The 25,578-nt window shown below is 68.2% G+C and carries 30 protein-coding genes and 1 tRNA gene; 12 read left to right on the top strand and 19 right to left on the bottom strand.

Annotation, left to right across the window (positions count from 1 at the left end; translation table 11 throughout):
- The first annotated feature begins 78 nt into the window (after window positions 1-78).
- The 4 genes from ASC82_RS00865 (at window position 79) to ASC82_RS00850 (ending at window position 3,330) form a co-directional block, all read left to right on the top strand.
- The gene (locus ASC82_RS00865) at window positions 79-654 is read left to right on the top strand and encodes a TerD family protein (RefSeq protein WP_026058190.1); all 576 of its coding nucleotides are present in this window, start codon (window positions 79-81) and stop codon (window positions 652-654) included.
- A gap of 82 nt (window positions 655-736) precedes the next feature.
- Window positions 737-1,312 carry a TerD family protein gene (locus tag ASC82_RS00860; RefSeq protein WP_056639976.1) on the top strand — a complete coding sequence of 192 codons (576 nt, stop codon included), beginning with the start codon at window positions 737-739 and terminating at the stop codon, window positions 1,310-1,312.
- 29 nt (window positions 1,313-1,341) lie between these two features.
- Window positions 1,342-2,481 carry a DUF475 domain-containing protein gene (locus tag ASC82_RS00855; RefSeq protein ID WP_056639972.1) on the top strand — a complete coding sequence of 380 codons (1,140 nt, stop codon included), beginning with the start codon at window positions 1,342-1,344 and terminating at the stop codon, window positions 2,479-2,481.
- A gap of 108 nt (window positions 2,482-2,589) precedes the next feature.
- Window positions 2,590-3,330 carry a Tellurium resistance gene (locus tag ASC82_RS00850; protein ID WP_056639969.1) on the top strand — a complete coding sequence of 247 codons (741 nt, stop codon included), beginning with the start codon at window positions 2,590-2,592 and terminating at the stop codon, window positions 3,328-3,330.
- A 29-nt stretch (window positions 3,331-3,359) separates the two neighbouring features.
- On the opposite strand, the gene ASC82_RS00845 is transcribed toward ASC82_RS00850, so the two are convergent.
- Entirely contained in the window at window positions 3,360-4,250 is an 891-nt protein-coding gene (locus tag ASC82_RS00845) for a TerD family protein (protein WP_056639966.1), read from the bottom strand.
- A 186-nt stretch (window positions 4,251-4,436) separates the two neighbouring features.
- Between ASC82_RS00845 and ASC82_RS00840 the strand changes: the two genes are divergently transcribed.
- From ASC82_RS00840 to ASC82_RS00830, 3 genes are read left to right on the top strand one after another with little or no spacing between them, the layout of a single operon-like run.
- On the top strand, window positions 4,437-5,642 hold the full coding sequence (locus tag ASC82_RS00840; protein WP_056639964.1) for an HpcH/HpaI aldolase/citrate lyase family protein: 1,206 nt from the start codon (window positions 4,437-4,439) through the stop codon (window positions 5,640-5,642).
- 18 nt (window positions 5,643-5,660) lie between these two features.
- Window positions 5,661-8,252 carry a phosphoribosyltransferase gene (locus ASC82_RS00835; RefSeq protein WP_056639962.1) on the top strand — a complete coding sequence of 864 codons (2,592 nt, stop codon included), beginning with the start codon at window positions 5,661-5,663 and terminating at the stop codon, window positions 8,250-8,252.
- Window positions 8,249-9,070 (top strand): hypothetical protein, encoded by an 822-nt coding sequence (locus tag ASC82_RS00830; RefSeq protein ID WP_056639958.1) that lies wholly within the window; start codon window positions 8,249-8,251, stop codon window positions 9,068-9,070. Before ASC82_RS00835 ends, ASC82_RS00830 begins: the two co-directional genes overlap by 4 nt.
- 53 nt (window positions 9,071-9,123) lie before the next feature.
- Here ASC82_RS00830 and ASC82_RS29140 read toward each other — a convergent pair whose 3' ends face one another.
- The 3 genes from ASC82_RS29140 to ASC82_RS00820 form a co-directional block, all read right to left on the bottom strand.
- On the bottom strand, window positions 9,124-9,351 hold the full coding sequence (locus ASC82_RS29140) for a zinc ribbon domain-containing protein (protein WP_079038965.1): 228 nt from the start codon (window positions 9,349-9,351) through the stop codon (window positions 9,124-9,126).
- Window positions 9,352-9,535: 184 nt separating this feature from the next.
- Entirely contained in the window at window positions 9,536-10,843 is a 1,308-nt protein-coding gene (locus ASC82_RS00825) for a hypothetical protein (protein WP_107105805.1), read from the bottom strand.
- Window positions 10,844-10,990: 147 nt separating this feature from the next.
- Window positions 10,991-11,653 (bottom strand): DUF4097 family beta strand repeat-containing protein, encoded by a 663-nt coding sequence (locus ASC82_RS00820; RefSeq protein ID WP_347336062.1) that lies wholly within the window; start codon window positions 11,651-11,653, stop codon window positions 10,991-10,993.
- A 272-nt stretch (window positions 11,654-11,925) separates the two neighbouring features.
- Here ASC82_RS00820 and ASC82_RS00815 point away from each other — a divergent pair.
- Together ASC82_RS00815 and ASC82_RS00810 are read left to right on the top strand one after the other, a co-directional pair.
- A tRNA-Val gene (locus ASC82_RS00815) sits at window positions 11,926-12,000 on the top strand.
- Window positions 12,001-12,140: 140 nt separating this feature from the next.
- Window positions 12,141-12,779, top strand: coding sequence for a hypothetical protein (locus tag ASC82_RS00810; RefSeq protein WP_056639953.1), 639 nt, complete (start codon window positions 12,141-12,143; stop codon window positions 12,777-12,779).
- Here ASC82_RS00810 and ASC82_RS00805 read toward each other — a convergent pair.
- The 11 genes from ASC82_RS00805 to ASC82_RS00765 form a co-directional block, all read right to left on the bottom strand.
- On the bottom strand, window positions 12,757-13,908 hold the full coding sequence (locus tag ASC82_RS00805; protein ID WP_056639949.1) for a site-specific integrase: 1,152 nt from the start codon (window positions 13,906-13,908) through the stop codon (window positions 12,757-12,759). The genes ASC82_RS00810 and ASC82_RS00805 overlap by 23 nt on opposite strands.
- Window positions 13,908-14,096, bottom strand: coding sequence for a helix-turn-helix domain-containing protein (locus ASC82_RS00800; RefSeq protein WP_056639946.1), 189 nt, complete (start codon window positions 14,094-14,096; stop codon window positions 13,908-13,910). Before ASC82_RS00800 ends, ASC82_RS00805 begins: the two co-directional genes overlap by 1 nt.
- Window positions 14,093-15,463: a replication initiator protein RepSA gene (gene repSA / locus ASC82_RS00795; protein WP_056641374.1), complete on the bottom strand. Its 1,371-nt coding sequence runs from the start codon at window positions 15,461-15,463 to the stop codon at window positions 14,093-14,095. The genes ASC82_RS00800 and repSA overlap by 4 nt, the downstream gene beginning before the upstream one ends.
- 171 nt (window positions 15,464-15,634) lie before the next feature.
- Entirely contained in the window at window positions 15,635-15,973 is a 339-nt protein-coding gene (locus ASC82_RS00790; protein WP_056639942.1) for a hypothetical protein, read from the bottom strand.
- 11 nt (window positions 15,974-15,984) lie between these two features.
- Complete coding sequence (locus ASC82_RS29805; protein ID WP_107105786.1) at window positions 15,985-16,140, bottom strand: hypothetical protein; 156 nt, start codon at window positions 16,138-16,140, stop codon at window positions 15,985-15,987.
- A gap of 13 nt (window positions 16,141-16,153) precedes the next feature.
- Window positions 16,154-16,348 (bottom strand): mobile element transfer protein, encoded by a 195-nt coding sequence (locus tag ASC82_RS00785; RefSeq protein ID WP_056639939.1) that lies wholly within the window; start codon window positions 16,346-16,348, stop codon window positions 16,154-16,156.
- Between the two features lie 3 nt (window positions 16,349-16,351).
- Window positions 16,352-16,528 carry a hypothetical protein gene (locus tag ASC82_RS30505; RefSeq protein WP_199862446.1) on the bottom strand — a complete coding sequence of 59 codons (177 nt, stop codon included), beginning with the start codon at window positions 16,526-16,528 and terminating at the stop codon, window positions 16,352-16,354.
- A gap of 15 nt (window positions 16,529-16,543) precedes the next feature.
- Window positions 16,544-17,215: a DUF2637 domain-containing protein gene (locus ASC82_RS00780; protein ID WP_056639936.1), complete on the bottom strand. Its 672-nt coding sequence runs from the start codon at window positions 17,213-17,215 to the stop codon at window positions 16,544-16,546.
- Between the two features lie 84 nt (window positions 17,216-17,299).
- Window positions 17,300-18,655 (bottom strand): FtsK/SpoIIIE domain-containing protein, encoded by a 1,356-nt coding sequence (locus ASC82_RS00775; protein ID WP_056639933.1) that lies wholly within the window; start codon window positions 18,653-18,655, stop codon window positions 17,300-17,302.
- Between the two features lie 2 nt (window positions 18,656-18,657).
- Entirely contained in the window at window positions 18,658-19,002 is a 345-nt protein-coding gene (locus ASC82_RS00770; RefSeq protein WP_024761265.1) for a hypothetical protein, read from the bottom strand.
- A gap of 139 nt (window positions 19,003-19,141) precedes the next feature.
- Window positions 19,142-19,921, bottom strand: coding sequence for a GntR family transcriptional regulator (locus ASC82_RS00765; RefSeq protein ID WP_107105804.1), 780 nt, complete (start codon window positions 19,919-19,921; stop codon window positions 19,142-19,144).
- An 18-nt stretch (window positions 19,922-19,939) separates the two neighbouring features.
- Between ASC82_RS00765 and ASC82_RS00760 the strand changes: the two genes are divergently transcribed.
- A complete protein-coding gene (locus tag ASC82_RS00760; protein ID WP_056639927.1) occupies window positions 19,940-20,404 on the top strand; it encodes an NUDIX domain-containing protein in 465 nt (154 codons plus the stop codon).
- 10 nt (window positions 20,405-20,414) lie between these two features.
- Window positions 20,415-20,807, top strand: coding sequence for a hypothetical protein (locus ASC82_RS00755; RefSeq protein ID WP_056641372.1), 393 nt, complete (start codon window positions 20,415-20,417; stop codon window positions 20,805-20,807).
- Between the two features lie 498 nt (window positions 20,808-21,305).
- On the opposite strand, the gene ASC82_RS30280 is transcribed toward ASC82_RS00755, so the two are convergent.
- The 4 genes from ASC82_RS30280 to ASC82_RS30275 all read right to left on the bottom strand — a co-directional run bounded on the left by ASC82_RS30280 (window position 21,306) and on the right by ASC82_RS30275 (window position 25,150).
- Entirely contained in the window at window positions 21,306-21,788 is a 483-nt protein-coding gene (locus tag ASC82_RS30280; protein WP_157863421.1) for a hypothetical protein, read from the bottom strand.
- Window positions 21,779-23,281 (bottom strand): RNA-directed DNA polymerase, encoded by a 1,503-nt coding sequence (locus ASC82_RS29135; protein ID WP_157863420.1) that lies wholly within the window; start codon window positions 23,279-23,281, stop codon window positions 21,779-21,781. Before ASC82_RS29135 ends, ASC82_RS30280 begins: the two co-directional genes overlap by 10 nt.
- 265 nt (window positions 23,282-23,546) lie before the next feature.
- The gene (locus ASC82_RS00740) at window positions 23,547-24,161 is read right to left on the bottom strand and encodes a hypothetical protein (protein ID WP_056639919.1); all 615 of its coding nucleotides are present in this window, start codon (window positions 24,159-24,161) and stop codon (window positions 23,547-23,549) included.
- A 398-nt stretch (window positions 24,162-24,559) separates the two neighbouring features.
- Window positions 24,560-25,150: a hypothetical protein gene (locus ASC82_RS30275; RefSeq protein ID WP_157863419.1), complete on the bottom strand. Its 591-nt coding sequence runs from the start codon at window positions 25,148-25,150 to the stop codon at window positions 24,560-24,562.
- Window positions 25,151-25,271: 121 nt separating this feature from the next.
- On the opposite strand from ASC82_RS30275, the gene ASC82_RS00730 reads away from it, so the two are divergent.
- Entirely contained in the window at window positions 25,272-25,523 is a 252-nt protein-coding gene (locus tag ASC82_RS00730) for a hypothetical protein (RefSeq protein ID WP_056639913.1), read from the top strand.
- The last annotated feature ends 55 nt before the right edge of the window (window positions 25,524-25,578 follow it).

The raw sequence follows: 25,578 nt of genomic DNA, 5'->3' as shown, positions 1-25,578 counted from the left end.
CCGTCACTAGGATCCACTCGTTGATCCGATGCCAACGCACGACTGGGGCGCTGCCCCTGAAAACGTATGGAGGGACTCGTGGGAGTCAGCCTCAGCAAGGGCGGCAACGTCTCGCTGACCAAGGAGGCCCCTGGCCTCACCGCCGTGACCGTCGGTCTGGGCTGGGACGTCCGCACCACCACCGGGACGGACTTCGACCTCGACGCCAGCGCCATCCTGGTGAGCGAAGAGGGCAAGGTCCGCAACGACCAGGACTTCGTCTTCTTCAACAACCTGAAGAGCGCCGACGGCTCGGTCGAGCACACCGGTGACAACCTCACCGGCGAGGGCGAGGGCGACGACGAGCAGGTCAAGGTCAGCCTGGCGACCGTACCGGCCGACGTGGCCAAGATCGTCTTCCCGGTCTCGATCTACGACGCCGAGAACCGCCAGCAGTCCTTCGGCCAGGTGCGCAACGCGTTCATCCGCGTCGTCAACCAGGCCGGCGGCGCCGAGATCGCCCGGTACGACCTCTCCGAGGACGCCTCGACCGAGACCGCCATGGTCTTCGGCGAGCTGTACCGCCACGGCGCGGAGTGGAAGTTCCGCGCGGTCGGTCAGGGGTATGCCTCTGGTCTGCGCGGTATCGCGCAGGACTTCGGCGTCAACGTCTGAGCCGAACCGTTCCAACCGTCCGGCGCCGCACCTCTCGTGCGGCGCCGGACGTGCCTCATCACCACCGGGGAGGAAAGATCACATGGGCGTCACACTCGCCAAGGGAGGCAATGTCTCCCTCTCCAAGGCCGCTCCCAACCTCACCAAGGTCCTCGTCGGGCTCGGCTGGGACGCGCGCTCCACCACCGGAGCCCCCTTCGACCTCGACGCCAGCGCCCTGCTCTGCCAGTCCGGCCGCGTGCTGGGGGACGAGTACTTCGTCTTCTACAACCAGCTCCGCAGCCCCGAGGGCTCCGTCGAGCACACCGGCGACAACCTCACGGGCGAGGGTGACGGGGACGACGAGTCCCTCATCGTGGACCTCACGCAGGTCCCGGCCCACTGCGACAAGATCGTCTTCCCGGTGTCGATCCACGACGCCGACAATCGGGGCCAGAGCTTCGGCCAGGTCAGCAATGCCTTCATCCGGGTCGTGAACCAGCTGGACGGCCAGGAGCTCGCCCGCTACGACCTCTCCGAGGACGCTTCCAGCGAGACCGCGATGATCTTCGGCGAGCTCTACCGCTACAACGGCGAATGGAAGTTCCGGGCGGTCGGCCAGGGGTACGCGTCCGGGCTGCGGGGCATCGCTCTAGACTTCGGGGTCAACGTTTCGTAAAGCCATGTAATTTCACGATGGGGTAGACAGTGGTTCTGAAAACCTTCGGCTGGTCGTTCGCGATCACTGCGCTCGGTCTGGTCGCAGCAGTCCTCTACGGGGGGTGGGAAGCGTTCGGGATCGTCGCGATCCTCTGCGTCCTCGAGATCTCGCTGTCCTTCGACAACGCGGTGGTCAACGCCGGAATCCTGAAGAAGATGAATGCCTTCTGGCAGAAGATCTTCCTCACGATCGGTGTGCTCATCGCCGTCTTCGGCATGCGACTGGTCTTCCCCGTCGTGATCGTCGCGATCAGCGCCAAGATCGGTCCCATCGAGGCCGTCGATCTCGCTCTCAACGACGCCGAGCGCTACGAGCAGCTCGTGACCGACGCGCACCCGTCGATCGCGGCCTTCGGCGGCATGTTCCTGCTGATGATCTTCCTCGACTTCATCTTCGAGGACCGTGACATCAAGTGGCTCGGCTGGCTGGAGCGCCCGCTGGCCAAGCTCGGCAAGATCGACATGCTCTCGGTCTGCATCGCCCTCATCGTCCTGGCGATCAGCGCCATGACCTTCGCGACCCAGGCCCACCAGCACGGTGGTACGCACATCGACGCGGCGTCGACCGTGCTGCTCTCCGGCGTCTTCGGTCTGATCACCTACCTCATCGTCGGCGGTCTCTCCAGCTACTTCGAGAACAAGCTGGAGGAGGAAGAGGAGCGCGAGCACGAGGCCGAGGAAGAGGCCAAGCGCAGCGGCAAGAAGGTCACCGCGGTCCAGCTGGCCGGCAAGGCCGCCTTCTTCATGTTCCTCTACCTGGAGGTCCTCGACGCCTCCTTCTCCTTCGACGGTGTCATCGGCGCCTTCGCCATCACCAACGACATCGTCCTCATGGCGCTCGGCCTCGGCGTCGGTGCCATGTACGTCCGTTCGCTGACGGTCTACCTGGTCCGTCAGGGCACCCTCGACGACTACGTCTACCTGGAGCACGGCGCCCACTACGCGATCGGCGCCCTGGCCGCGATCCTCATGGTCTCCATCCGCTACGAGATCCCCGAGATCGTCACCGGCGGCATCGGTGTCGCCCTCATCGCCTGGTCCTTCTGGTCCTCCGTCCGGCGCAACAAGGCCCTCGCGGCGGCCGAGGGCGGCGCGGCAGACAAGACAGAGGTCTCCTCCGGGGTGTGACACCCCCGGTAACGAGGAACGCTTCACTGCGGGGCGGCCGGTGCACCCGGCCGCCCCGCAGGCATGTGCGACGACGAGTGAGCGATCAGTGGTGGGGGTGGGGGCGTCATGGCCTTCTGGGACAACCTGTTTCCGGGGAGGGCGGCACAGTTCGACATGGGCGGCGGCGCCGCGTCGAACACGATCGACCTGACGAAGAGGCGCCCGTCGGTCTCGCTCACCAAACAGGGCGCGGCGACCGGCAATCTCCGGGTCAACCTCTCCTGGCGGATGCGGACCTCCGACCTCGAAGGGCGGTCCCGGCAGAGCGGCCGGCTGCTGCGGAATCCCGCGCAGTTCTTCAAGCCCGAGGTCGTCCAGGCGCACACCCAGGGCATGGTCAACGTCGACCTGGACCTGGGCTGCCTCTACGAGCTCAAGGACGGCAGCAAGGGCGTGGTGCAGCCGCTCGGGGGCTTCTTCGGCGACCTGAACGGCGCCCCCTACGTGAAGCTCAGCGGCGACGACCGCTTCGGCGGCTCCTCGGGCGAGACGATATTCGTCAACCTGGACCAGCGGGACGAGATCAAGCGGCTGCTCTTCTTCGTGTACATCTACGACCAGACGCCGGCCTTCGACCGTACGCACGCCAAGATCACGCTCTACCCGAGCAACGGCCCCCGGATCGAGATCGAGCTGGACGAGCGCGCCCCGCAGGCCCGCTCCTGCGCGGTCTTCTCCGTGGACAACATCAAGGGCGACCTGACGGTCCGGCGCGAGGTGCGGTTCGTCTACGGCTTCCAGGCCGAGCTGGACCGGCTGTACGGCTGGGGACTGCAGTGGGGGCGCGGCTACAAGACCAAGGCGTGACCGTGCTCCCGGCCTGGCGCCCCCGGGTCTCAGTTCCTGACGAACTGAGGGCCCATGGGAGGCATCCGGAACTCCGGAGCCGCGTGCGGATCGGGCCGGTGAGCGGGCTGGGGATAGCCGTACGCGGGGGAGGGGACGGGGGCCGGGGCGTTCACCGGCGGCTGCGGGTACCCGTAGGCGGGCGCGCGGTCCGGCACGGGCGGCACCGTCGGCTGCGGCGGTACGGGCGCGTGGATCACGGTCGCGTCGGGATCGGGGGAGCCTGCGACGGGGAAATCCGGGGCCGGGACGCCGGACGTGCCGTCCTGGGCCTCGGGGAGGTCCTGGGCCCCCTGGGCGGCCCCCTGGGCGGCTTCCTGGGCCGCTTCCTGGGCGTCCTCGTCGACCGAGATGCCGAAGTCCGTGGCGAGGCCGACGAGACCCGTCGGATAGCCCTGGCCCACCGCACGGAACTTCCAGCCGTCCCCGCGCCGGTACAGCTCGCCGCAGATGACCGCCGTCTCCTCGCCGGTCTCCGCCGTCACGTCGAACAGCGCCAGCGGCTCGCGGTCGGGCCCGGCCGTCGCGTCGTACAGCAGGATCCGCAGGTCGGAGACGGACCGGAAGGTGCCGCCGTCGGAGGAGGCCGCGACGACCACCCGGTCGACCGAGGCCTCGAGACCGCCCAGATCGGCCTCCACGGTGTCCGTGAGGCCCTGGCCCACCCGCTTCTTCGGCAGCCGCCGCACGGCGCCCGAGGGGTGGCGCGGCTGGTTGTAGAAGACGAAGTCCTCGTCGGACCGCACGCGACCGTCGGCGCCGAGGAGCAGGGCGGAGGCATCCACGTCGGGGACCCCGGGGCCCGGGGTCCAGCAGAGCACGGCCCGTACGGCCGCGGTGTCGAGAGGGACGTTGGAGCCCTTCAGCATCGCGTGCGTCATGACCGCAATCCTGCCCTCCCGCCCGACCCGCGGACAACGCGGGGGCGTCACCGATACCGGTACGAGATGACGGATGCTGACGAGTTACCTGAATTTCATCCTCGGAGGGAACTACGGACACCCGCACCTACGTACTATTACCGGCCACATGTCGTCAGGGCCCAGAGAGGCAGACGGGGGACTTAGATGCGTCATTTCGGGCACATCCCGTCCGCAACGCGGACCGGGTTGTTCCACCGCGAGCCGGCCGAGTTCACGGCCGACTCGCCCGCGCGCACGCTCGCGACGGCCCTCGGGGCCACGCTCTACAGCCCGGCCACCCGGCCGCGGCTGGCCGACGACATCCGTAAACAGGCGGCGCGCGGCGTGGTCTCCATGGTGCTCTGCCTGGAGGACTCCATCAGCGACGCCGACGTCGTGGCGGGCGAGGCCAACCTCGTCCGGCAGTTCGCCGACCTCGCGGGCGCGACCGGGCCGGGCGCCGGCGGGACCACGACGGACGCGGGCGGCGGCACCGCCGTGCCCCTGCTCTTCATTCGCGTTCGCGATCCGCACCAGATCACCGACCTCACCGCCCGGCTCGGCGAAACGGTCCGGCTGCTGTCCGGATTCGTACTGCCCAAATTCACCGAGAGCCGCGGCCACGCCTTCCTCGAAGCGCTCACCCAGGCCGAGCGGACGAGCGGCAGGCGCCTCTTCGCCATGCCCGTCCTCGAGTCCCCCGAGCTCCTCCACCTGGAGACCCGGGCCGAGACCCTCGCCGGGATCGCCTCGATCACCGACAAGTACCGCGACCGCGTCCTCGCCCTCCGCCTCGGCGTCACCGACTTCTGCTCGGCCTACGGCCTGCGCCGCTCGCCCGACATGACCGCCTACGACGTCAAGATCGTCGCGAACGTCATCGCCGACGTCGTCAACGTCCTCGGCCGCTCCGACGGCACCGGATTCACCATCACCGGGCCCGTCTGGGAGTACTTCCGACCCGGCGAGCGCATGTTCAAGCCGCAGCTGCGCCGCAGTCCCTTCCTGGAGGGCCGCGCCGAGGACCTGCGCACCGCGCTCATCGAGCACGACCTCGACGGCCTCCTGCGCGAGATCGAGCTCGACCGCGCGAACGGCCTGCTCGGCAAGACCTGCATCCACCCCACCCATGTGGTGCCGGTGCATGCGCTCTCCGTGGTCAGCCACGAGGAGTGGAGCGACGCCCAGGACGTCCTGCGGCCCGAACAGGGCGGCGGCGGGGTGCTGCGCTCCGCGTATACGAACAAAATGAACGAAGTGAAGCCGCATCGCGCGTGGGCCGAACGCACTCTCCAGCGCGCCGAGGTCTTCGGCGTCGCGAAGGAAGACGTCGGCTTCGTGGATCTGCTCACCGCCGGACTTGCCGGCTGACGAAGGGACGTCGACGACGTGGTGTGGACCGGAACGTGGGTCGCGGAGCGACTGGGCGTCGAACTGATCGGCGGCGAGGAGCTACCGGCCCTGTTGGGCCTCGCACTGCGTCGTAACCCCAAGCGGGCGCACCTGCTCGTCTCCAGCGTGCTCGGCAAGCACGTGCCGCAGCGGCCCTCCGTCGTGTACGGCTCCGGCCTCGGCCTCGGCGTACGCGTCCGCGAGCTCCTCGGCGACGAGGAGGCGGCCCGCTCGGTCGTCCTCGGCTACGCGGAGACCGCCACCGCGCTGGGCCACGCCGTCGCCGACGGCCTCGGCCTCGCCCCGTACCTCCACTCCACCCGGCGGCCGGTGGCCGGGGTCGCCCGCGCGGGCGGCTTCGAGGAGTCCCACTCGCACGCGACCTCGCACCTGCTCCTGCCCGAGGACCCGAAGCTCCTCGCCGGCGGCGGGCCGCTGGTCCTCGTCGACGACGAGTTCTCCACCGGCAACACCGTCCTCAACACGATCAGGGACCTGCACGCCCGCTACCCGCGCGAGCGGTACGTCGTCGTGGCCCTCGTCGACATGCGCTCCACCGCGGACCTCGGCCGGCTGGACGCCTTCGCGGAGGAGATCGGCGCCCGCGTCGACCTGATATCCGCCGCCGCCGGGACCGTACGCCTGCCCGAGGGGGTCCTGGAGAAGGGCCGGGCCCTGGTGGCGGAGCACGAGAAGGCGTACGGGGAGAAGGCCGCCGGCGCGGTCACCGGGGCGCGTGAGCCCGTACGGGTGACGCTCGACTGGCCCGAGGGGCTGCCCGACGGCGGGCGGCACGGCTTCACGCCCGAGCACCGCGATCTCCTGGAGGCGGCCCTGCCGGACCTGGCGGCGGGACTTGGCCGGGCCCTGGAGACGGCTCCGGGGGCGGACCGGGAGGCCCCGGCGGCCCCCCGCACCCCCGGCGACCGCGGTGGCCGCGGTGTCCTCGTCCTGGGCTTCGAGGAGCTGATGTACGCACCGCTGCGCCTCGCCACGGCCCTGGAGGAGACCGGGCACGACGTCCACTACTCCACCACCACCCGCTCGCCCGTCCTCGCCGTCGACGACCCCGGCTACGCGATACGCACCCGGCTCGTCTTCCCCGCCCACGACGCCCCGGCCGACGGCCCCGGCGAGCGCTACGCCTACAACGTGGCGGGCGGGGGCTTCGACGCCGTCGTCCTCGTCGTCGACTCCGCCGCCGACACCCCGGAACTGCACGCCCCGGACGGCCTGCTCGCCCAGCTCGCCGCGCACGTCCCGCGCGTCGTCCTCGCGGTGGTCCCGTCGTACGCGCCGACGCCCGTCCCGTCGTACGGACCCACGGCGCCCGTCCCGTCCTACAAGCCCACAGTCTCCGAAGTCTCCGAAGTCTCCGAAGACCCCGAAGCTCTCGAAGCCCCCGAAGCTCCCGAAAGGAGCTCCATGCTGCCCGAGCCCCTCCGCGGCCCCGCCTTCTCCTCGTACGCACCCGAGGAGGTCGGCTGGCTGCTCCAGGACCTCTCGGACGTCGAGCTGGAGGCGCCCACCGAGGAACGCGAGGAAGCCATCCAGAGCGGCGGCGCGCACTACGCCGAATCGCTCCCCGTCGAGTACCAGCCCAGCGCCCGCTACCAGGACCTCTTCCACTCCGCCCTGGAGGGCTCCGCCGCCCGAATAGCCCGCGCGGTCGGCACGGTCACCGAGACCGTCCTCGCCGAACGCCCCGGCCGCAGCCCCGCACTCGTCTCGCTCGCCCGGGCCGGCACCCCCGTCGGCGTCCTCATGCGCCGCTGGGCGAAGGCCCGCCACGGCCTCGACCTCCCGCACTACGCCGTCTCCATCGTGCGCGGCCGCGGCATCGACGCCAACGCGCTGCGCTGGCTCGCCGCCCACCACGACCCCGCCGACGTCGTCTTCGTCGACGGCTGGACCGGCAAGGGCGCCATCACCCGCGAACTCGCCGATGCCGTCAAGGAGTTCGAGGGCACCGAGGGGATCGCCGGCTTCGACCCGGAGATCGCGGTCCTCGCCGACCCCGGCTCCTGCGTCCGCACGTACGGCACCCGCGAGGACTTCCTCATCCCCTCCGCCTGCCTCAACTCCACGGTCTCCGGCCTGATATCCCGCACCGTGCTCCGCTCCGACCTCGTCGGACCGAACGACTTCCACGGCGCCAAGTTCTACCGCGAACTGGCCGGTTCCGACGTCTCCGTCGCCTTCCTCGACGCCGTCGCCGCCCGCTTCGACGAGGTCACCGAGGGCGTCGACCTGGACGTCAAGGAACTCCTCGCCGCCGACCGCACCCCCACCTGGGAGGGCTGGGCCGCCGTCGAGCGGATCAGTGAGGAGTACGGCATCCACGACGTCAACCTGGTCAAGCCCGGCGTCGGCGAGACCACCCGCGTCCTGCTGCGCCGCGTCCCCTGGAAGATCCTGGCCAAGCGGGGCGCCGACGCCGACCTCGCCCACGTCCGTCTGCTCGCCGAGCAGCGTGGTGTGCCGGTCGAGGAGGTCGACGAACTCCCGTACAGCTGCGTGGGCCTGATCCACCCTCAGTACACGAGGGGCGCGACGGGCGCCGACGGCAAGACGGTGGTGTCCCAGTGAGCGAGCAGCCGAACACGACCCTGGTCGCGAGCGACCTCGACCGCACCCTCATCTACTCCAGCGCGGCCCTCGCCCTCGGCATGCCTGACGCCCAGGCGCCCCGGCTCCTCTGCGTCGAGGTCCACGAGTCGAAGCCGCTCTCCTACATGACCGAGGACGCGGCCGGCCTGCTCGCGCGGCTGGCCGAGGAGACCGTCTTCGTCCCCGCCACGACCCGGACGCGCAAGCAGTACCAGCGCATCCAACTCCCGGGCACCACACCGAAGTACGCGATCTGCGCGAACGGCGGGCACATCCTCGTCGACGGCGTCTCCGACCGCGCGTGGCACGCCTCGGTGGTGCGCCGGCTCGTCGAGGAGTGCGCCCCGCTCTCCGAGATCCGCGCCTACCTCACGGCCACCACGGACCTGTCGTGGGTCCGCAAGCACCGCGTGGCCGAGGACCTCTTCGCCTACCTCGTCGTCGAGCGCGAGCGGCTCCCCGAGGAGTGGCTGCGCCGCTTCGGCGAGTGGGCGGGCGAGCGCGGCTGGACCGTCTCGCTCCAGGGCCGCAAGGTGTACGCGGTGCCGAAGCCGCTCACGAAGAGCGCGGCCGTCCGCGAGGTCGCCCGCCGCATCGGCGCCACGCTCACCCTGGCGGCGGGGGACTCGCTCCTCGACGCCGACCTGCTGATGGCCGCGGACCGGGCGTGGCGCCCCGGCCACGGCGAACTCGCCGAGAGCGAGTGGACGGCCCCCCACCTCGACGTCCTCGCGGAACGAGGGGTCGCGGCGGGGGAGGAGATCCTCCGCCGCTTCCGGGCGGCAGCGGCAGGCTAGGGCCTGTCCGGCGGATTACGACCTGACCGGCGGATTACGGCCTGTCCGGCGGGTCAGCCGCAGCAACCCCCACCACAACAGCCACCGCCACCGCCACCGCCACCGCCCGCGCCCTGCGCGGGGGCGGCGGTGCTGCTGCCGCCGACGGCCACGGCCGAGAGCAGCTTCACGGTGTCGTCGTGCCCGGCGGGGCAGGCGGCCGGAGCCGAGGACTCGGCCATGGGCCGACTGATCTCGAAGGTGTCGCCGCAGGTCCGGCAGCGGAATTCGTAACGAGGCATGGGGACAGGCTAACGGCGGGCGGTCGCGGACGGCAGTGCTCAATGACCGGCGGGCGGTCGTTGAGCACGGTGTTCAGTGCCCTGCGGCGGGTCGCTGAACACAGCACTCGGTGACCTGCGGCGAGTCGCTGAACACAGCGCTCGGTGACCTGCGACGAGGTGCTGAACGCAGTGAACACAGCACTCAGTGACCTGCGGCGGTCGCGCCCCGGTCCTCCCGGATCTGTTCGACGACGCGCGCGGCCGTGGCGCGGACGCCCTCCAGCTCGGTGAGGAAGTGCCAGTAGTCCGGGTGGCGGCCCTCCAGCGTGCCGACCGCCCGGTCGAGCCGGGCCACGGCCTCGTCGAGGGGGCGGGCGTGGCGCGGGTCGGGGGTGCTCCGGCCATCCATCGCGAGCCGCTGGGCGTCCCGTACCGCGAACCGGGCGCGGTCCGTCTCCGTCTTCGGGTCCTTCGCGACGGCGTCCAGGCGGCGCAGCCGCTCCCCGGCCGCCGACACGGCCTCGTCGGTGGAGTCGAGGAGCGCGCGGACGGTGGAGAGCCGGGACGTCGCGTCGGGCCAGCGCTGCTCCTCGCGGGCCTTCACGGCCTCGGCGAGCCGCTCCTCGGCCTGCCGGAGCGTGCCGGCGGCCTGCTCGGGCACGTGCTGGAGGTCCTGCCAGCAGGCAGCGGAGAACCGTCGGCGCAGCTCGGAGAGGACCGGTTCGACACCCCCGGCGCGGGTGGTCAGCGCCTCGGTGCGGGTGCGCAGGGAGACGAGCCGCCGGTCGATCTCGGCGGCGCGCTGCGGCAGCCGCTCGGCCTCTGCGCGTACCGCCTCGGCGTCCCGCAGGACACGGTCGGCGCGCTGGAGGGTCTCGGGGACGCCGTGCCGCCCGGCCCCTTCGTTGAGCCGGGTCAGCTCGGGCCCGAGCTGGGCGAGCCGCAGCGCGAGGTCGTCGGCGCGCAGCCCCCCTTCCCGTACGGCGTCGAGCGCGGCACTCGCGCCGCGCAGCGCCTGGCGGGCCCGCTCGACGGCGGGGGCGAGCCGGGCGAGCTGGGTCTCCGCACGGTCGAGGAGCGGAGTGAGTCCTTCCTCGAACCGGTCCAACTCGCCCTTGACCCGGTCGAGCTCTTCCTTGGCGTGGTTCAGCTCGCCGCGGGCCCGGTTCGCGGTGGCCGCGTCCAGCTCGTCACGGTCGAGGTCGTGGGCGTCGACGGCGCTGATGTAGGCGTGACTGACCTCGTCGATCCGCCGCCCAAGGGCCTCGAACCCCTCCACGGCGCGTCGCGTCTCGGGCGAGCTGTCGACAGCGGTGATCGTCTCAATGGAAATCCGGAGCCCGCGCTGGGCGGTGTCGAGCTCGTAGAAGGCGGCAGCGGCGGCGTCCTTGGCGGCCTGGGCCTCGGCCCGCTGCCCCTCGCCGCGCCCGCCGAACCAGCGTCGCGTACCGCCCCCGGCGAAGGCCTGCGGCAGCAGCGCCCCGACCAGCAGCGGCAGCGCGAGGGCCAGCCCGAAGGTGGACGGAATCCTGGGCGTCGCACTGCCCCCAGGGGGTGTCCTGCCGTCGCTCGCCGCCACGTACCTCTCCCCGTGCTGTGTCGCCGTCCCCGGTCCGGGTTCATTCTCCCACCCGGTAAGGACGAACACACGGGCCGGTCAGTTCGCCGTTCGGACGACGATGTCACCGTTGTCACTGCGGACGCTCACGGAATGCTCGCTGCCGTCGCGGCGCGGGACGTCGATGCGGACGTCACCGTTGTCGCTGGAGCCGGTGGCCGCGTACTCGGCGGAGGGCAGCACGACCTCGACATCACCGTTCTCGCTGCCCACGTCGACCTGCCGGGGTACGGCCCCGAGGGCGACGCTCACGTCGCCGTTGTCGGACCGCACGAGCACCTTGGGCGCTCTGGTGCCACCGTCGACGACAAGGTCGCCGTTCTCACTACCGAGATCGAGCGCGCCACTGCTCCCGGCCACCCGCACGTCCCCGTTGTCGGACCGCAGCTTCAACGGCGTGGCGAAGCCCTCCGCCGTGACGTCCCCGTTCTCGCTGTCGACGGAGACGGCGACGTCGCGCGGCACCTGGACGCGGTGCACGGCGTCACAGTTGGAGGAGACGGCGTCACAGTCCACGCGCAACGTGAGCCGCCCACCCTCCAGCTTCCAGCTCGGATCGGGCCCCGACCCCATGAACACCCACCCGTCGACCTGCCGCTCGACGACCACGTCGTCCACGTCGGCGGCCGTGACGACGAGCTTCGAATCGTCGGAGTCCACGACGAGCGCGTCCCCGTCGAACGCGAACGTCCGCCTCTCCACGGGCGCCTCCCCGGCATCGGCCGTCCCACAGCCACTCAGCGCCAACACGGCGACGAAGACCCCGCCGACGGCGAAGGACACACGGAACGGGTGGCGTGCTGCGCCCATGACGATCGAACCCCCAGAAGAAAACGTCGGACCCCCACGCTACGAACCCACCACCCCCCGTCACGATCCGGCGACCCACCGTCCCCAAGGTGGGGCTACCCCCAGCCCGCCCTCATCGGATTCGGCCCCCACCCCTCGGCCATGTAGGCTGTTGCCTCCTCCACGGGTGCGTAGCTCAGGGGTAGAGCGCTGCTCTTACAAAGCAGATGTCGGCGGTTCGAAACCGTCCGCGCCCACCAGTGCAAAGGCCCCTCGCCGATCATGGCGAGGGGCCTTTGACATCTACTTTTGACATCAACGTCCATGGTCACCGCGGCCTGGGGGTCGTCCGGTCGATCGTGGTGAGCGTCAGGGCTGCGATTCCGTCGAAGGGGGAACGGTGGAGGACGTTTTCGACACGACCGGGAGACCGCCGAAGGGCTGGATGCACGCGATCTTCCATGGTGGCCCGTACGGGGAGGACGTGGGGCGCTGCATTCCCGGCCCTCCGGCGCCGGCAACTCTCGCGGTGTCGCTGGCGGAGGGCGGTGTCCACATGTACCGCCTGTGGACGGTGGGGTCGTGGTCCGATCCGGACGACCCCATAGCCGTCTACAACCCTGACGGCCCCCCGGTTCCGCCGCCTCTCCTGAACGCCCAGGAGAAGCAGTGGACCCAGGAGGGGCAGCAGAGGAGAGGTCTCGGGCCGGTCAGTCTTATTGCGCTGGCCGATGACGGGCGGATGGTGCACGACCCCGACGCCCGTGCCATCGAGGCGCTGCTCGCCGCACTGCAAGAGAGGCAACACCTGCTTCTCCAGCGGCTGACCGACCATGATGAAGGTGACTGCTACATCCTGGTCCTGTTTGCCGAGGACGCCACCTACGAGGTGGAACACCAAGCGAGTACGACCGGTGAGCGCTACCGGACGCGATCGGCTTCCCAGACGGAGGTCCGTGACGCTGTCCTCCGTTGGGCAGCCGATCAGGCGAGCCGGCGAACTGAACTCGAAGGTCCTATGACCGGGGACGCCTCCTGAGCAGCCGGTCCATGTGGCTGACGGCCTCGCGTTGCGTGTCCTGGACGACGTGGGCGTAGACGTTCATCGTGACAGCGATCTGGCTGTGTCCGAGGATCTCCATCACGACGCGGGGAGCGACGCCGGCGGCGGTGAGGAGCGTCGCCGTCCCGTGGCGGGCATCGTGCAGGCGGATGACGCGAAGGCCGGCGTTCTTCGCGACGCGGGTGAACGAGCGGTAGAGGTTGCGCGGCTCGATCGGCTTGCCGGTGCGGGTGGTGAACACGTAGCCGGTCTCCTCCCACTTCTCTCCGACCTGCTCACGCATGGCTGCCTGCCGCATGCGCTGCCAGCGCAGGGGAGCGACGCAGATCCCGGGCAGGGGAAGAGTCTGCTTGCGGCGCCGCCCCTTGGGGTCGTCCTCGTACACCTCTCCACCGACCCGCTGACGCTGAGTCCTGACCCGGATCTCCCGCTTGTCGAGGTCGACGTTCTCCCAACGGAGACCGACGATCTCACCGCGGCGGAAGCCGAGTGCGATGGCGAGCACGAACGCGGCGTACAGCGGGTCCTTCCGGGCAGCGGTGAGGAAGTCGAGCGTCTCGTCCAGAGACCAGGGGTCCAGGTCCCGATCCGCCACTGTCGGCGGCTCGACGAGCGTGGCGACGTTCCGTGTAACGAGCTCCTCGCGGCAGGCCGCGGTGAGAGCCGTCCGCAGGACGCGATGCGACTCCTTCGCCGTGGCGGCGCTGGTCTTGTTCTCCAACGCGACGACGAACTTCCGTACGTCGGCGACGCTGAGGGACTCCAGCCGCTTGGAGCCGATCATCGGGACGAGGTAGAGCCGGACGTGCACCTCGTACTTGGCGGCCGTGGTCCGCTTGCGACGGGGCTTGACGATGTTGTCGAGCCAGTACGGCAGCCACTCGGCCAGCTTCATGGACCGGGTGGGGACCGGGATGCCGTTGTCGACCTTCTCCAGCAGTGCGCGGCGCTTGGCGTCGCAGTCGGCCCAGGTCTTGCCGTACACGAACTTGCGGGCGCGGGTGCCGTCCGGCTGGAGGACGTAGACGGCGGCCTGGTAGCGGCCGTCCTTGCGCCTCGTGATGGTGCCGGAGCCGTTCGGGTTGCGCTTGCGCGGGGTGGCCATCAGGCTGCCTCCTCGATCTCGTGATTGATGAAGTCCCGTACCGAATCAGCGGGGACGCGCCGCGCCCGCCCGATGGTGATGGAGGTCAGGCGGCGCGAGCGGATGAGGTCGTAGACCGTGGAGCGACCGAGCTTGAGCCGTGCCATGACCTGGGGCACGGTGAGCAGTTCGGCGGTGGCGATGGTCATGCTGCGGCTCCTTCCAGGGCCAGTTGGTCGCGCAGGGCTTCCCGGGCGGTTTCGCGGTTGAGCTGGATGTCCCGGGCGATGGAGGTGGCGAGGGCTGCTTCCCCGGGGGAGTGGCCCTGGCCGGCGTACTGCCAGGAGGTGAGGACGAGGACGGTGTCCGGCTCGATGGCGTCCAGGCCGCGGGCGGTGCGTTCCTGGGCGGCGCGGTAGTCGGCGCGGGTCTGGCGGAGTTCGCCGAGGGTGGTGGAGTACTGGCGGGACTTGGTGGAGAAGTGGCCGCGGAAGCCGAGCATGTGGGCCCAGGCGAGGAGCCGGCGGTCGGGGTAGAGCGGGTCGAGGTCGAAGCAGGCTTCGACGAGGCGGCGCGTGTGGTCGGGGACACCGAGGAGGAGCAGGGCTTCGCGGTTACCGACACGGCGGTCGAGGCTGCCGGTGGTCTCGGCGGCTTTGGTGGCGTACTTGGCGATGTAGGAGGCGACGGCCTGTTCGGTGATGGCGGAGCCGTCGCCGAAGGCTTTGACGGGCCGGATGTCGAGCTGGGTGCCCCAGCGCAGTCGGTGTGAGGGCTGATTGCCGACGGCGGGGACGGTGATCGTCGTGTACGCGTGGGCTGCGGCGGTGTGGATGGCTTGGGTGAGGAGCTCGGCGGTGGCCCAGGACGGGGGCGGGGTGCCCGGTCCGTCGGGTCCGTCGAGGCGGATCACGGCGTGGAAGTGGACGGCGCCCCGCTTCTGGAACTCGGCCACCTTCCCGTACGAGAGCCGGAGGACGTCTTTCAGCGCTCGCTGGGACAGTCCGGCGGAGGCGGCGACCTCTCGGCGCAGGCGGGTCGCGAACCGCTGCCAGAGCTGTCCGGCGTGGTTGTTGAAGAGGACGGCGCCTTCGTAGTCGTACGACGCGGGGTCGAGGGGAGTACCCAGCTCGGTCGCGTCCTCAGCGTGCCGGATACCGCAGCGGCAGGAGCGCGTACCGGGACGGTTGTGGACCGGTCCGAACGACGGGGCGGTGAGGGTGAGGAAGACGCGGGGGTGGTCGCGAACGGCGGTGGGGATGTCACGGCGGTCGTCTCCGGCGAGGCCGGCGCGGATGAGGTGGTACGTGTCGCCGGCGTAGGTCCAGGCGCAGGAGGGGCAGCGGGAAGCGCGGCGGTTGCCGCAGGCGATGCGGAGGCGCCCGTCCGGCTCGGTGTCGGTGGAGTAGCGGTGGAGGGTCTCGCCGGTGGTCTTGTCCCGGGAGAGGGTCCACCCGGTGAGGTGGATGGGGCTGGAGCAGCCGCCGGTGCGGTGGGTCTGATCCTTCCAGCGGTCGTACCCGGGGGACGCAGCCAGCCGGAGCATGTCGCTCAGGGTGGCCGAGTCCAGTCCCATGAGGGGCGGGGTCTCGATCACGCGGCCACCGCCGGGGTGGCCAGGCGGAGGGTGAAGGGGGCGTGGTGGTGGTCGGCCATGATGGGCGGGCGCCTTCCTGTTCTCTGGACTTGGTAGGGGCGGGGCTCCCGGGCGGCGGAGACTTGGCGGTTGAGCCGCCCGGGAGCCCGACTAGCGGTGCTTGTGCTGGCTGCTGAGGAGCGAGCGCATGACGACGGCGCAGACGGCGACCGAGGCGGCGCTGATGGCGACGGCGAGGAGCATCGAGACGAGGACCGTGCCGATGATGAGGACGAGTCCGGCGCCGCTGGCGACGACCGTGACGAGGCCGGTCGGGGTAAGGCGGACAACCGGGACCTGAGCCCGCGGAGAAGCCGGGGCCGGGGCCGGGGTGTGGGCGTGGTGGCAGGTGGGCGACTCGATGCCGGTCGCCGTGGCGGTGGTCGGCTGGATGAGGGGGCTGACGATGCCGGTCGGGAGCGGGTTGACCGGGATGCGCGGTCGGAACATGGCGGGTCTCCCTACTTGGTGATCGGGTCGATGAGCGGGGCGAAGAGGCTGTCGGCGAGGAGGTAGCCGCCGAGGAGGATCACGGCGACGAGCCACCAGGGCGGGCGGATGAGCTTGATGCCGAGGGCGCCCACGACGACCAGGGCGAGCCAGAGCGGGACGTCCACGAGCGGTATCCGTTCAGTTGGCGATGCGGCAGCGGTGGGTGCGGGCGGCGAGCTGGGCGGCGGAGGAGCTGGAGTAGTCGGAGGACCAGCCGCAGCGGTCGGCGGTGCAGACGGCGGCGTACTTGGTGTGGCCGTGGCGGTCGCGGTGGGTGCCGATCTGCACGGGGCCGATCCGCATCACGGAGTGGAAGTGATCGCGAGGGGCCATCGCTCAGACCTCCTTCGAGAAGTCGTCGGCGTGCTCGCGGAGCCACTGGCGGATCTCGGCCGACTCGAACTCGTCGGCGGCGATGATCACCGGTTCGGCGATGGCCATGGCGTCCACGAGGCGGTTGTTCCGGGTCAGTTCGGCGGCAAGCTCCAAGGCATGCCGGGTCGAGTCGCGCATGAATGGATCTCTCTCTCAGGCGAGTTGGGCGGCGATGGCGTCGGCCATCTGGGACGGGACGCCGAGGCGGGTACGCAGGGTGTCGGCGTCGATCGGGTAGCCGGTGCGGGCTCGATGGTCGGCAGCGACCTTCTGGGCGTGAGCGACCAGAGCTGGAGGGACAGCGAGGGCGGTGGTTGCGGGCTCCGGCTCCGGCTCGATGACGGGTAGCGCTGACGGAGATGCGGGACCGGCATCCGGCTCGTACGAGTCGCTTCGCCCGATGACCGTGTCGACGGCTACGGGTTCCACGGGATGAGGCGCCGTCGTGGGCACGGCCGGTGTGTGGACGAGGAGGGTGCCGCCGAGGAAGGCGAGAGCGGGCCATCCGGCAACGAGGATGCGCAGCCAGTCGGGCACGTCGGTGAGGTCGAGGAGTCCGGCGGTTGCGACGTTCGCGCCGAGCGACGCGACCAGGGCGACGGTGAACCAGGTCCACGCGGAGCGGGCGGAGTCCCCAGCGGCCCGGAGGCTCCGGAGGCGGCGCCAGGCGGCGACGAGCAGGAGGTCGACGGAGACGGGGTAGGCCCACGCCTTCCATCCGGTCTGGCCAGCCGCTTCGGCGAGGTCGTGAAGGTGGGCGAACGACAGGGCACCGGCGATCACGGCCTGTACGAGAACGGCGTCAGGTCGCAGTGTCGAGCGCATCGCGGGGGCCTCCTTCCGGTTTTGGGCATGGGAGGGGTAGGGGCATGGCGTGACGCGGTCACGCCAGCCGTGGAGCGAGGGGTGTCAGGCGATTGCGGGAGCCACAGCGGCAGAAGGCTCCGAGGCCTTGGCCAGGGGCGGCAGGACGGGCCGGAAGGCGTCCAGTGCGGGGATCTCCGGAGTGCGGTGGGCGTGGGCGTTGCAGGTGTTCACGGCCCGTCGCAGGGTGAGGTGCGGCGTACGGATGCGGACCCAGCCGCCGGAGGAGTCGCCGACCACGGCGGTACCGGGCCGGTCGGTGGGGATCTGGATGGTGGCGAGCACGGCATCCGGCGCGATGTCCCCGAAGGCCATGTTGGCGCTGGTCTCGTCATTGACGCGGTGGGCGGTGCGGCCGGTGAGCTGGGCACGGAGCATGGTGATGCCCTTGCCGAGTTCGGAGCCGAAGCGCTGCCCGCAGATCTCCAGATAGATGCCGGCGGCGCGGCCGAGCTGGGAGAGACGGACCAAGGAGGTAATGATCCGATCCCGACGCTTCTCCTCGTCCTTCGTGGCGAACAGGGCGAGTTCGGCGACCTCGTCGACCATCAGGACAATCGGGGTCGGGCGGAGGTGATCGGGCAGGTCCCAGATGTCCGCGGTGATATCCGCATCAGGGAGATCCGCACTCAGCCGCTGTTCGCGTCGGATGAGCTGATAGACGCCTTCCATGTGTCCGACGAGCGCGTCGAGGAGGTCGGCCGCGGTGTCGGGATTGTCGGCGAGTGCGGTGAACCGACGGGCGAGCGGCGCGAGTTCGACACCTTGCTTGCAGTCAATCCCGACCAGGGCAACATCGAGCGCGGCGAGAGCGGCAACAAGGTTGCGCTGATAGACGGACTTACCTGATTGAGTGGCACCGACGTTCAACGCGTGCGGGATCTGTCGGTAATCGCGGTAGTAGACCTCTCCGTCCTCCCGCATGGCGACCGGAACCCGCATCACCCCACCATCAGGCAGAGCGGGCATCTGGACCCGCTTGAGGACGTCGTAACCGGTCATCCGCAGCTCGACAACACCGGATCGAATCTCCCGGGTGGTGACGTTCCGCATGACGAACGAGTGCCGCAGCCGGTCTGACGCGGCGGAGAAGTCGAACGCGTCCTGACCAGGCCGGAGCTTCACCCGCAGCACCAGCCCTGTCCGGGTGGGCCGCAGCCGCAGGATCCGAGGCGCCCGAGCCTCCGGGATGGGCCGGCCGGTCATCCGGGCCACCGCGAGGCGCCAGCGAGGGGGCGGGACGGTCAGCCCGCACGCGTCCATCACGGAGGAGTACCGGCCGAGGACCCGCACGAGCGCGAAGAGGATGCCGAAGGTCATCCAGTACCAGGCCGGACGCTGCCACCGCAGCAGCAGTGCGACGGAGGCGACCAGAGCGAGGGCGACCGATAAGCCGGTCATGATCAGGCCGCCTTCGCGGCGGCGAGGGAGGTGACGGCGACGGCGCGGAAGCTGATGCCGTGGCGCTTCTGGCCGTTGAACTCGTTCTCCCACGGCCGGGCGACGACTCCGGTCAGCGCGACCGGGGTACCCATCGTCAGCTCGCCGGAGACCCCGGTCGAGGGCACGACCAGGTTCAGGATCTCGGCGCTGCCGTCCATGACGAACATGACGTCAACGGTCATCAGCGTCGCGCCGGTCTCGCGGTCGGTGGCGACCTCGCCGGTCTGCCGGTTCGCGATCTTCGGGGCCGGGGGCTGGGCCACCATCACCATCGCGGTGGACGTGTCGACGGGGATCTGACGCACAGTGGATCACTCCTCTATAGATGATGAACTCCGTCACTCATGTATAGGAGTGACATGAAGAAGAGTGCCTGACTCCTGTACATGAGTCAACCCGCTGCGAAGAAGAAACCGCAGCGGGCTGTGGGGAGTTGAGCGAGCGTCAGTCGGTGGCGGGGATCCGATACTGGAAGACGAACTGGTCAGCGGCCATGAGGGTGTCGCAGACCTCGACGACGCGCCCCTTCTTGGTCACCGCGTCCCGCAGTAGGTGAACCACAGGAGCTCCGGGACTCAGAGCCAGCTCCGAAGCCTCTGCCTTCGCGGCCGGCCGCGCCTGAAGCGTCTCGACGAACTCGACGAAGGTGTGCCCGTGGTCTTCGAGCCGGGCATAGATGCCGCCAGGCCCAGGGTTCTCAGCGAACAACTCAGGGATGTCCTTGACGACATCCCACGGCAGGTACGACGAGGCTGTCTCAACAGGGGTCCCGTTCCGGAAGTACAGACGCCGCCGCGCGAGCACCTGCGTACCCACGTCGACGCCGAGCCGCTCGGCGATGTCCGCCGGCGCTTCCATAGGCCCGATGTAGAGGACGCTGACCTTCGCGGTGGCGCCGGACTGCGCGGACTCAGCGAGGTACGCGGCTTTGCCGCCCCGCCGGTGCGAGGCACGGAACCGATCTGAGGAGCGGAGCCGCACAGGAGGCCGATCCTTAACGATCGAGCCCTTCCCGTGCCGAGTGTCAACGAGCCCACTGGCCCGAACCTCAACCATGGCCTTACGAATGGTCCCCCCGGCAACCCCATAGCGCTCTACGAGCTCCGACTCACTGGGCACCATGTCGCCGGGCTTGAGGACGCCGGCCCGGATCTGCTGAACGATCTCGTTGGCGATCTGCACGTACCGCGGTACGGCCCGATCACCTCCCACTGAAGTTCCCACGGTCCTACTCACTCTCCTATGCTCCTGTACATGAGTAACAGCGCCCGCGAAGCCCAGTCAACGCCACTGCACTCCGTGTCTGTGGCGGGAGCAGTGGTCCGCGACGACGGGCGCCTCCTCGCGATCCGCCGAGCGGACAACGGAACGTGGGAACTCCCGGGCGGAGTCCTCGAACTCACTGAGGCCCCCGAGGCCGGCGTCGCCCGCGAGGTCCTGGAGGAGACGGGCATCCACGTAGAGGTAGACGAGCTGACCGGCGTCTACAAGAACACGACGCGAGGCATCGTCGCCCTGGTCTTCCGCTGCAAGCCGTCAGGCGGCATTGAGCGCACATCGGCCGAGTCGACCGCGGTCGACTGGCTAACACCGGCAGAGATCGAGGACCGAATGTCCGAGGTCTACGCGATCCGCCTCCTGGACGCGGTCGACGGAAACGGCCCCCACGTCCGAAGCCACGACGGCAAGCAGCTCATCCGTCACTAGTGTGCTGCGCATGACCGAATCGACGCCTGCCAGACGAGCACCGCGCCCTCTCAGCGAGCTGCAGGGTGTCTATGACCTGCTCGAAGAGGTGCGACTGCGCCCAGGTATGTGGATCCGACGCAGCTCTATTCAGCATCTCGACTCTATGTTGACCGGCTACCGGGTCGCCCTGGAGATCCATAGCGTTGACGAGGATTCCGACTTCGCCCACGGTGGCCCGTTCAGCGAGTGGCTTTGGAAACGGCTTGGCATGTCGTACCCCAGCGCGCTGGGGTGGGCTGCCGAGACCGAACGAGAGGCCGAGCGAAGGGGCATGCCAGCCATCCAGCTCTTCTTCGCGCTCCTCGACGAGTTCCTCGCAGAGCAAGGCAGCGCACCAGAAGCCACGGAACCGGCGCGGTAAGAGATTCTCTACTTCATCAAGACACCCACCGCGCACGGCGCGGTGCGCGCGGCCCGTCGCCCGGGCCTGCGCTCCTGTCTACGCCCCGCTCCAGCCCGGCCGCCGCCCGCACGCCTGACAGCTTGGGTTGATGGGCGAGAAGAACCACGGCGTGGCCGGGGCGAGTACGGTGACGTGCCGGCCAGGACGATGCCTCCGGCGGGAGCGCTCAGGCTCCGGGATGGAGGGGGCCCGTGGGCGTCTGCCGGCAGTGTTGTGGTGGAGGTGGGGGCTCCCATCCCGCCTGCCGTCGACCCAGGCAGAGCCGAGCAGACACGGCACCGGGCGTCCAGGTCGTTCGTACAGTGGCGCGCTCCACCTGGACGCCCGGCACCGCGCCTGCTCCACGGTGTGTGGGTCGACGGCAGACGGGATGGGAGCTGGGGCGCTTGCCGGCAGAGGCCATCGGATGAGAACTGTGTGTCGCAGCCAGCCCAGATCATCAGCAATGGAAATTCGTCAAACAATATTTCCGTTGATTCGCTTTCTAGCTCTTTCGTAAAGGAAGTTTGGCACGGGATCGTCGGAAGACACGATCTTCTGGTACTCCGTTGACAGGGAGCGCGTGGTTTCTTCTACCTCTGTGATCGTAGACCTATTGCGCAGGAGGCTCGCCTCAAATGCGAGGCGATGCCGCAGCCCCGTGTAGCTGCGAGCCGAAGACTTATATGAAGTACTTTTTCTTTCGGAGCCCAAATACGACGCCGTGGCGGCCACGGCTCCCGCCACGGCAGAAGCGATCCCCCACGCTTTGGCACCACCGGCGGCAATGATGGCCCCAGCAATGGCTGATACCAGAGCAGGCAGGAAGACGAATAGGCGTCCGACGGCCTCCGAGAACTTCGCCGCTTCGAAATAAGCCTGGGCGCTATAAAGAGAGTTACCTTGGAGCCTTTCAAGCTCCGTGAGGTACGGAGCTATTTCGTCATCACTCAGAGCCATGACACTGCCTTTCCGGTCAAAGGAAGTTGTGGAGAGTTTATTAGGTATCCGCAGATCCATTTGAGGTCGGGGAAAGCTCCCGTCACCCTGTTTAGGAGCCTAGGGGAGCAATAGTTTGCATCGTATAGAGCCACTAGTAGCGCTCGCCGCATGTCACTGTCCGGCTCCCCCTCGAACATGTGCAACAAGAGCTGAGATTCGGCGAGGCGAGCGTGATTTCCGATGTACCTTGCGGCGAATTCTCTCGGGAATCTGACCCGGTTGCGGTCCTGGAGGATGTGCCATGCTCTTTGCAGCATCACCTCATCTCGAATTCCTGACTTTATGAAGTACTTCAGGATTCGCTGCTCCAGGTAGGGGTAGCTGCGGCTCTCGCTGTTTTCCATGAAATCGCTGAGGCTCTTCGTTATGCGTGAAGACCAGCCCGGCATCGACTCGAAATAGTTGAATATCTCGCGCGCAAGGTTTGCGACGTACTTGAGGTTTTCGAGGCACCACTGCACGGCGTAGTCGTCGCGTGTCTGCCTAAGCCTGTTCAGGGCGAACTTTAGATCCCGCATGTCCGGAGACGCCGTGGCTGTAATCGAGCTGAAGTAGCGCCGCAACTCATCCTTGGATCCAGGTGCGGAGATTGTGATTCCGTAGGCGAGTGCGGTCTTGTAGCTATCATCCAGGAGAGTCTTTGCCTCCGCTGGTTCCCATATTCGAGTTTTGCTCCCTGAGGTGGAGAGGCGTCGGGATCGAAGAATTCTGTTTGTGCCCGCGAGTGCATCCCGAAGCGCATTCCACTCGGGGTGAAATATCATCATGTCGTCTGAGTATCGAACGAAAGTGAATCCACTCTTTCGCAGGTGCTCATCTACGGGAGAAAGGTATAGATTCGCAAGAATTCCTGACGCGTCTGACCCTTGGGGGAGTCCCCATGCGTGATTTATGTCCTGGAAATTTTTGAGGAATCTCTCCAGTCGCTTGAGAGTCCACATGTCTGGCGTTACCGCATGAAGGTCGTCGGTGAGCGTGGCTATGTCGACATGCTCGTAGAAGGATGAGACGTCCGTCGATGCAATTCGAAGCGACCGGTCACGCTTGATGCGTCGAGTAGCGTAGTCTCGCATTCTGAGCCACGAGGTAATGGGGAAGCCTAGCTGGCTCGTTTTCGGTTGCCAGCGATAGCTGTATACGCTCTCGGATAGGGTGGCGTCGATTTTTGCAGCAAGGCGATATACGAGCGCGTCGTACACGAGGTGATCTCGCACGGAAAATCGACTAAGTGGTCGGACGTCGATCGCACCTTTGGGGTAATCGAGGATTTCCGTATTGAGGGGGCCGCATTCTTCGGCCTGCAGTTGTCGATCAATTTCTTCCCTGATTGGACCCCATTGGTAATGCAGGTCTGCATGGGAGATTATGTCGGGCAGTTCTGAGGCGGCCTGCGATTTCAAAAGGAGTCGCTTGGCGATATCTAGCTCTCGCTTCAAGGTGACGGCGCTCACCGGTCCCCCTCTACCGTGGGCGGTGCCCACAACCCCTGGATGCGGCATCGTAGCCCAGCCGATCCTGATGGCGCCGTGTCACCAGTCCAACTGTGCTGCCTCATGTTGAGGTTGCCGGCTGCGCCGCCGGGCCGTCCCTGTGCCGTGCGAGGGGGCTCAAGGGCGATCGGCAGCGACCAACGGTGACAGGTCGGCTACGAGGGTGACCCGGGAAGCCGCAGGTCAGGGGGTGCCCCACCTACTGGTTCGCCCCCGGGGGTGGCGGTCAGGCAAGATGGGGTGTCTCTTGACGTGGCGGCAGATGAAGTTGCTCGTGATGGTGCCAGATGAGGTATCGGTCCTCTTGGCGCAGTTCCGCGGAGCCCCACTCGATGCGCATGACGCCCTGAGCCATGGAGCAGGCGTAGGCGACGAGGACGAGCTTGACGTCCTCTGACAGCAAGGCGAGGTCAGGGTGTGGCTCTTGCTCGTTCAACTCGTCGATGCCCAGATCGAGAGCTTGTTGCATGGGTTCAGGGCCGTGCCGGCGTATCAGGTCGGCTCGGAAGCCCGTGGCCCGTCGTAGTCGTGCTGCCGTGACGGGTACGTCCTTCTTCGCGTAGCGCAACGGATAGATCACGTGGTCGCCCAGGACCACGAGGGTTCGTCCTTGTAAGCGCACCGGTGCGGCGGCGGGGAGCGAGGCGAGGCCAACTTCCAGTTCTTCGTACTGAGCGGCGTACAGGCCGTGTCCGTATGCTTCTAACGTCTGGGTCTGCACTCCCTCGTGGCCGCTACGCGCTCGGTCGTGGGCGCGAACCAGGCTGGCAGGGATCAGGTCGGTCAAATGCCTTGCGGCGTCGCCGAAGGTCTTCTCAGCCCAGCCCGTCACGGTCCCCATGGCCTACCGCCCTTCCCCCTTGTGGCACCTGAGTGCCGAGCAGCATTCAACGGAACCGTGCAGCGTGAGGGTCAGCAGCGCAAGTGTGCATCCGGCGCGCGACGGGGCGCACGGTGCGACGTAGCTCCGCTATCGCGCTGCGCGTGTGGCAGGAGACTGCCCCGATATAGAGACTCGCAAGGCAGCTGTCGGCGTGCCAGATCCGTTCCAAGAGCATGGGTCAGCTGCGGTCATTTGGGGGACGTAGCGATGCGCCGCTACGTTGGCGCACCCAGCAGTCTCGACGGCGAGTGACCAGCGAAGACCTGTCAGCGCCGTCTTCAGGCTTACAAAGCAGCGCTCCATGACACAGTCATCGAGGCTTGACTGGAGTCATGGGGAGTCCGTCGACCGCTCGGTCACCTGGCGACGTCACGGTCCAGCGCCGAACTCGCATGTTGAAGGAACTCTCGCACCCCATGGTCCAACTGCTTCAGTTTCTTAGGGAACTGTGAGGTGTCGTAAGCAACGCTTGAGTCGCCTACCTCGTCGGAGAGGCGAGCGAAGCTCAGCAGGATTCGAAACGGGGCTACGAGGTCACTCGAAAGCTCCGCCACCTTGGCTACGAACGGTTCGAGTTCCGCCGGTCCGTCCAGGACAACGTGCCGGCCGTATCGGCTAACCTCGTCAGCGAGCGCAAGGGCCTGATCGACATAGCCATCCTTAAACTCACTGTGCTTCAGGAATGCCACAGCGTTTGTGATCCCGTCGTCAGAGGTTTTCGACCGGTTGAGGAGTCGACCGAAGTGCACCCAGGGTTGTAGGTGATCGTGGAGCGTCGTAACAGCCGAGGAAAACGCCTCATAGGAGGCTCTTCGTGGCTCCCTTCGCTCACGCAGCGACTCGTTGCGCATCTGCAGCTTGGTTGCTGACCTCGCGGTCCAGCCAGTCACGATCATGCCCAATGTTCCGACTCCCGCGCCCAGCACGGCGGCTATCCCCGCATCCATGGCGCCCATGATGCCGTCGCAAGCGGGTCTTGAGTGCCGTATCTGTGGACGGGAAGAGAACTGACCTGTTCATGGCTGGCGGTGAGGTTGTCGCTCAGTAGGGAGGGGTAGTTGGCTCAGCATGGCCGACGACCTGCAGAAAGACATACACGATCTTGTCCGTCATCTGGGCGGTAACATCCGCGATCCCCACTATCGCCCAGCCCACGACGCAGCCGAGAACATCTGCTCGGGCGTCTACGCGATGATCCCGGTCGAAGTGCACGACCTCGTACACGAGGCGGCCCTGGCCGGGTACGCAGCCGCGCTTAGCGACCTGGAAGAAGGAAAGCTGGACGATCGCGTGCGCGAGCGTTTCGGACTTCTTGACTAGTCGCCCTGGGCGCTGCAGCGCAGTCCCATCGGAGTCTCGACGCCAGGATCCAGGC

Origin of the sequence: Streptomyces sp. Root431, assembly GCF_001426585.1 — a bacterium.
In the GTDB taxonomy this organism is placed as follows: Bacteria; Actinomycetota; Actinomycetes; order Streptomycetales; family Streptomycetaceae; genus Streptomyces; species Streptomyces stackebrandtii.
Note: the sequence above shows the minus strand (reverse complement) of the source record. Positions and strands in the feature narration are given on the sequence as shown.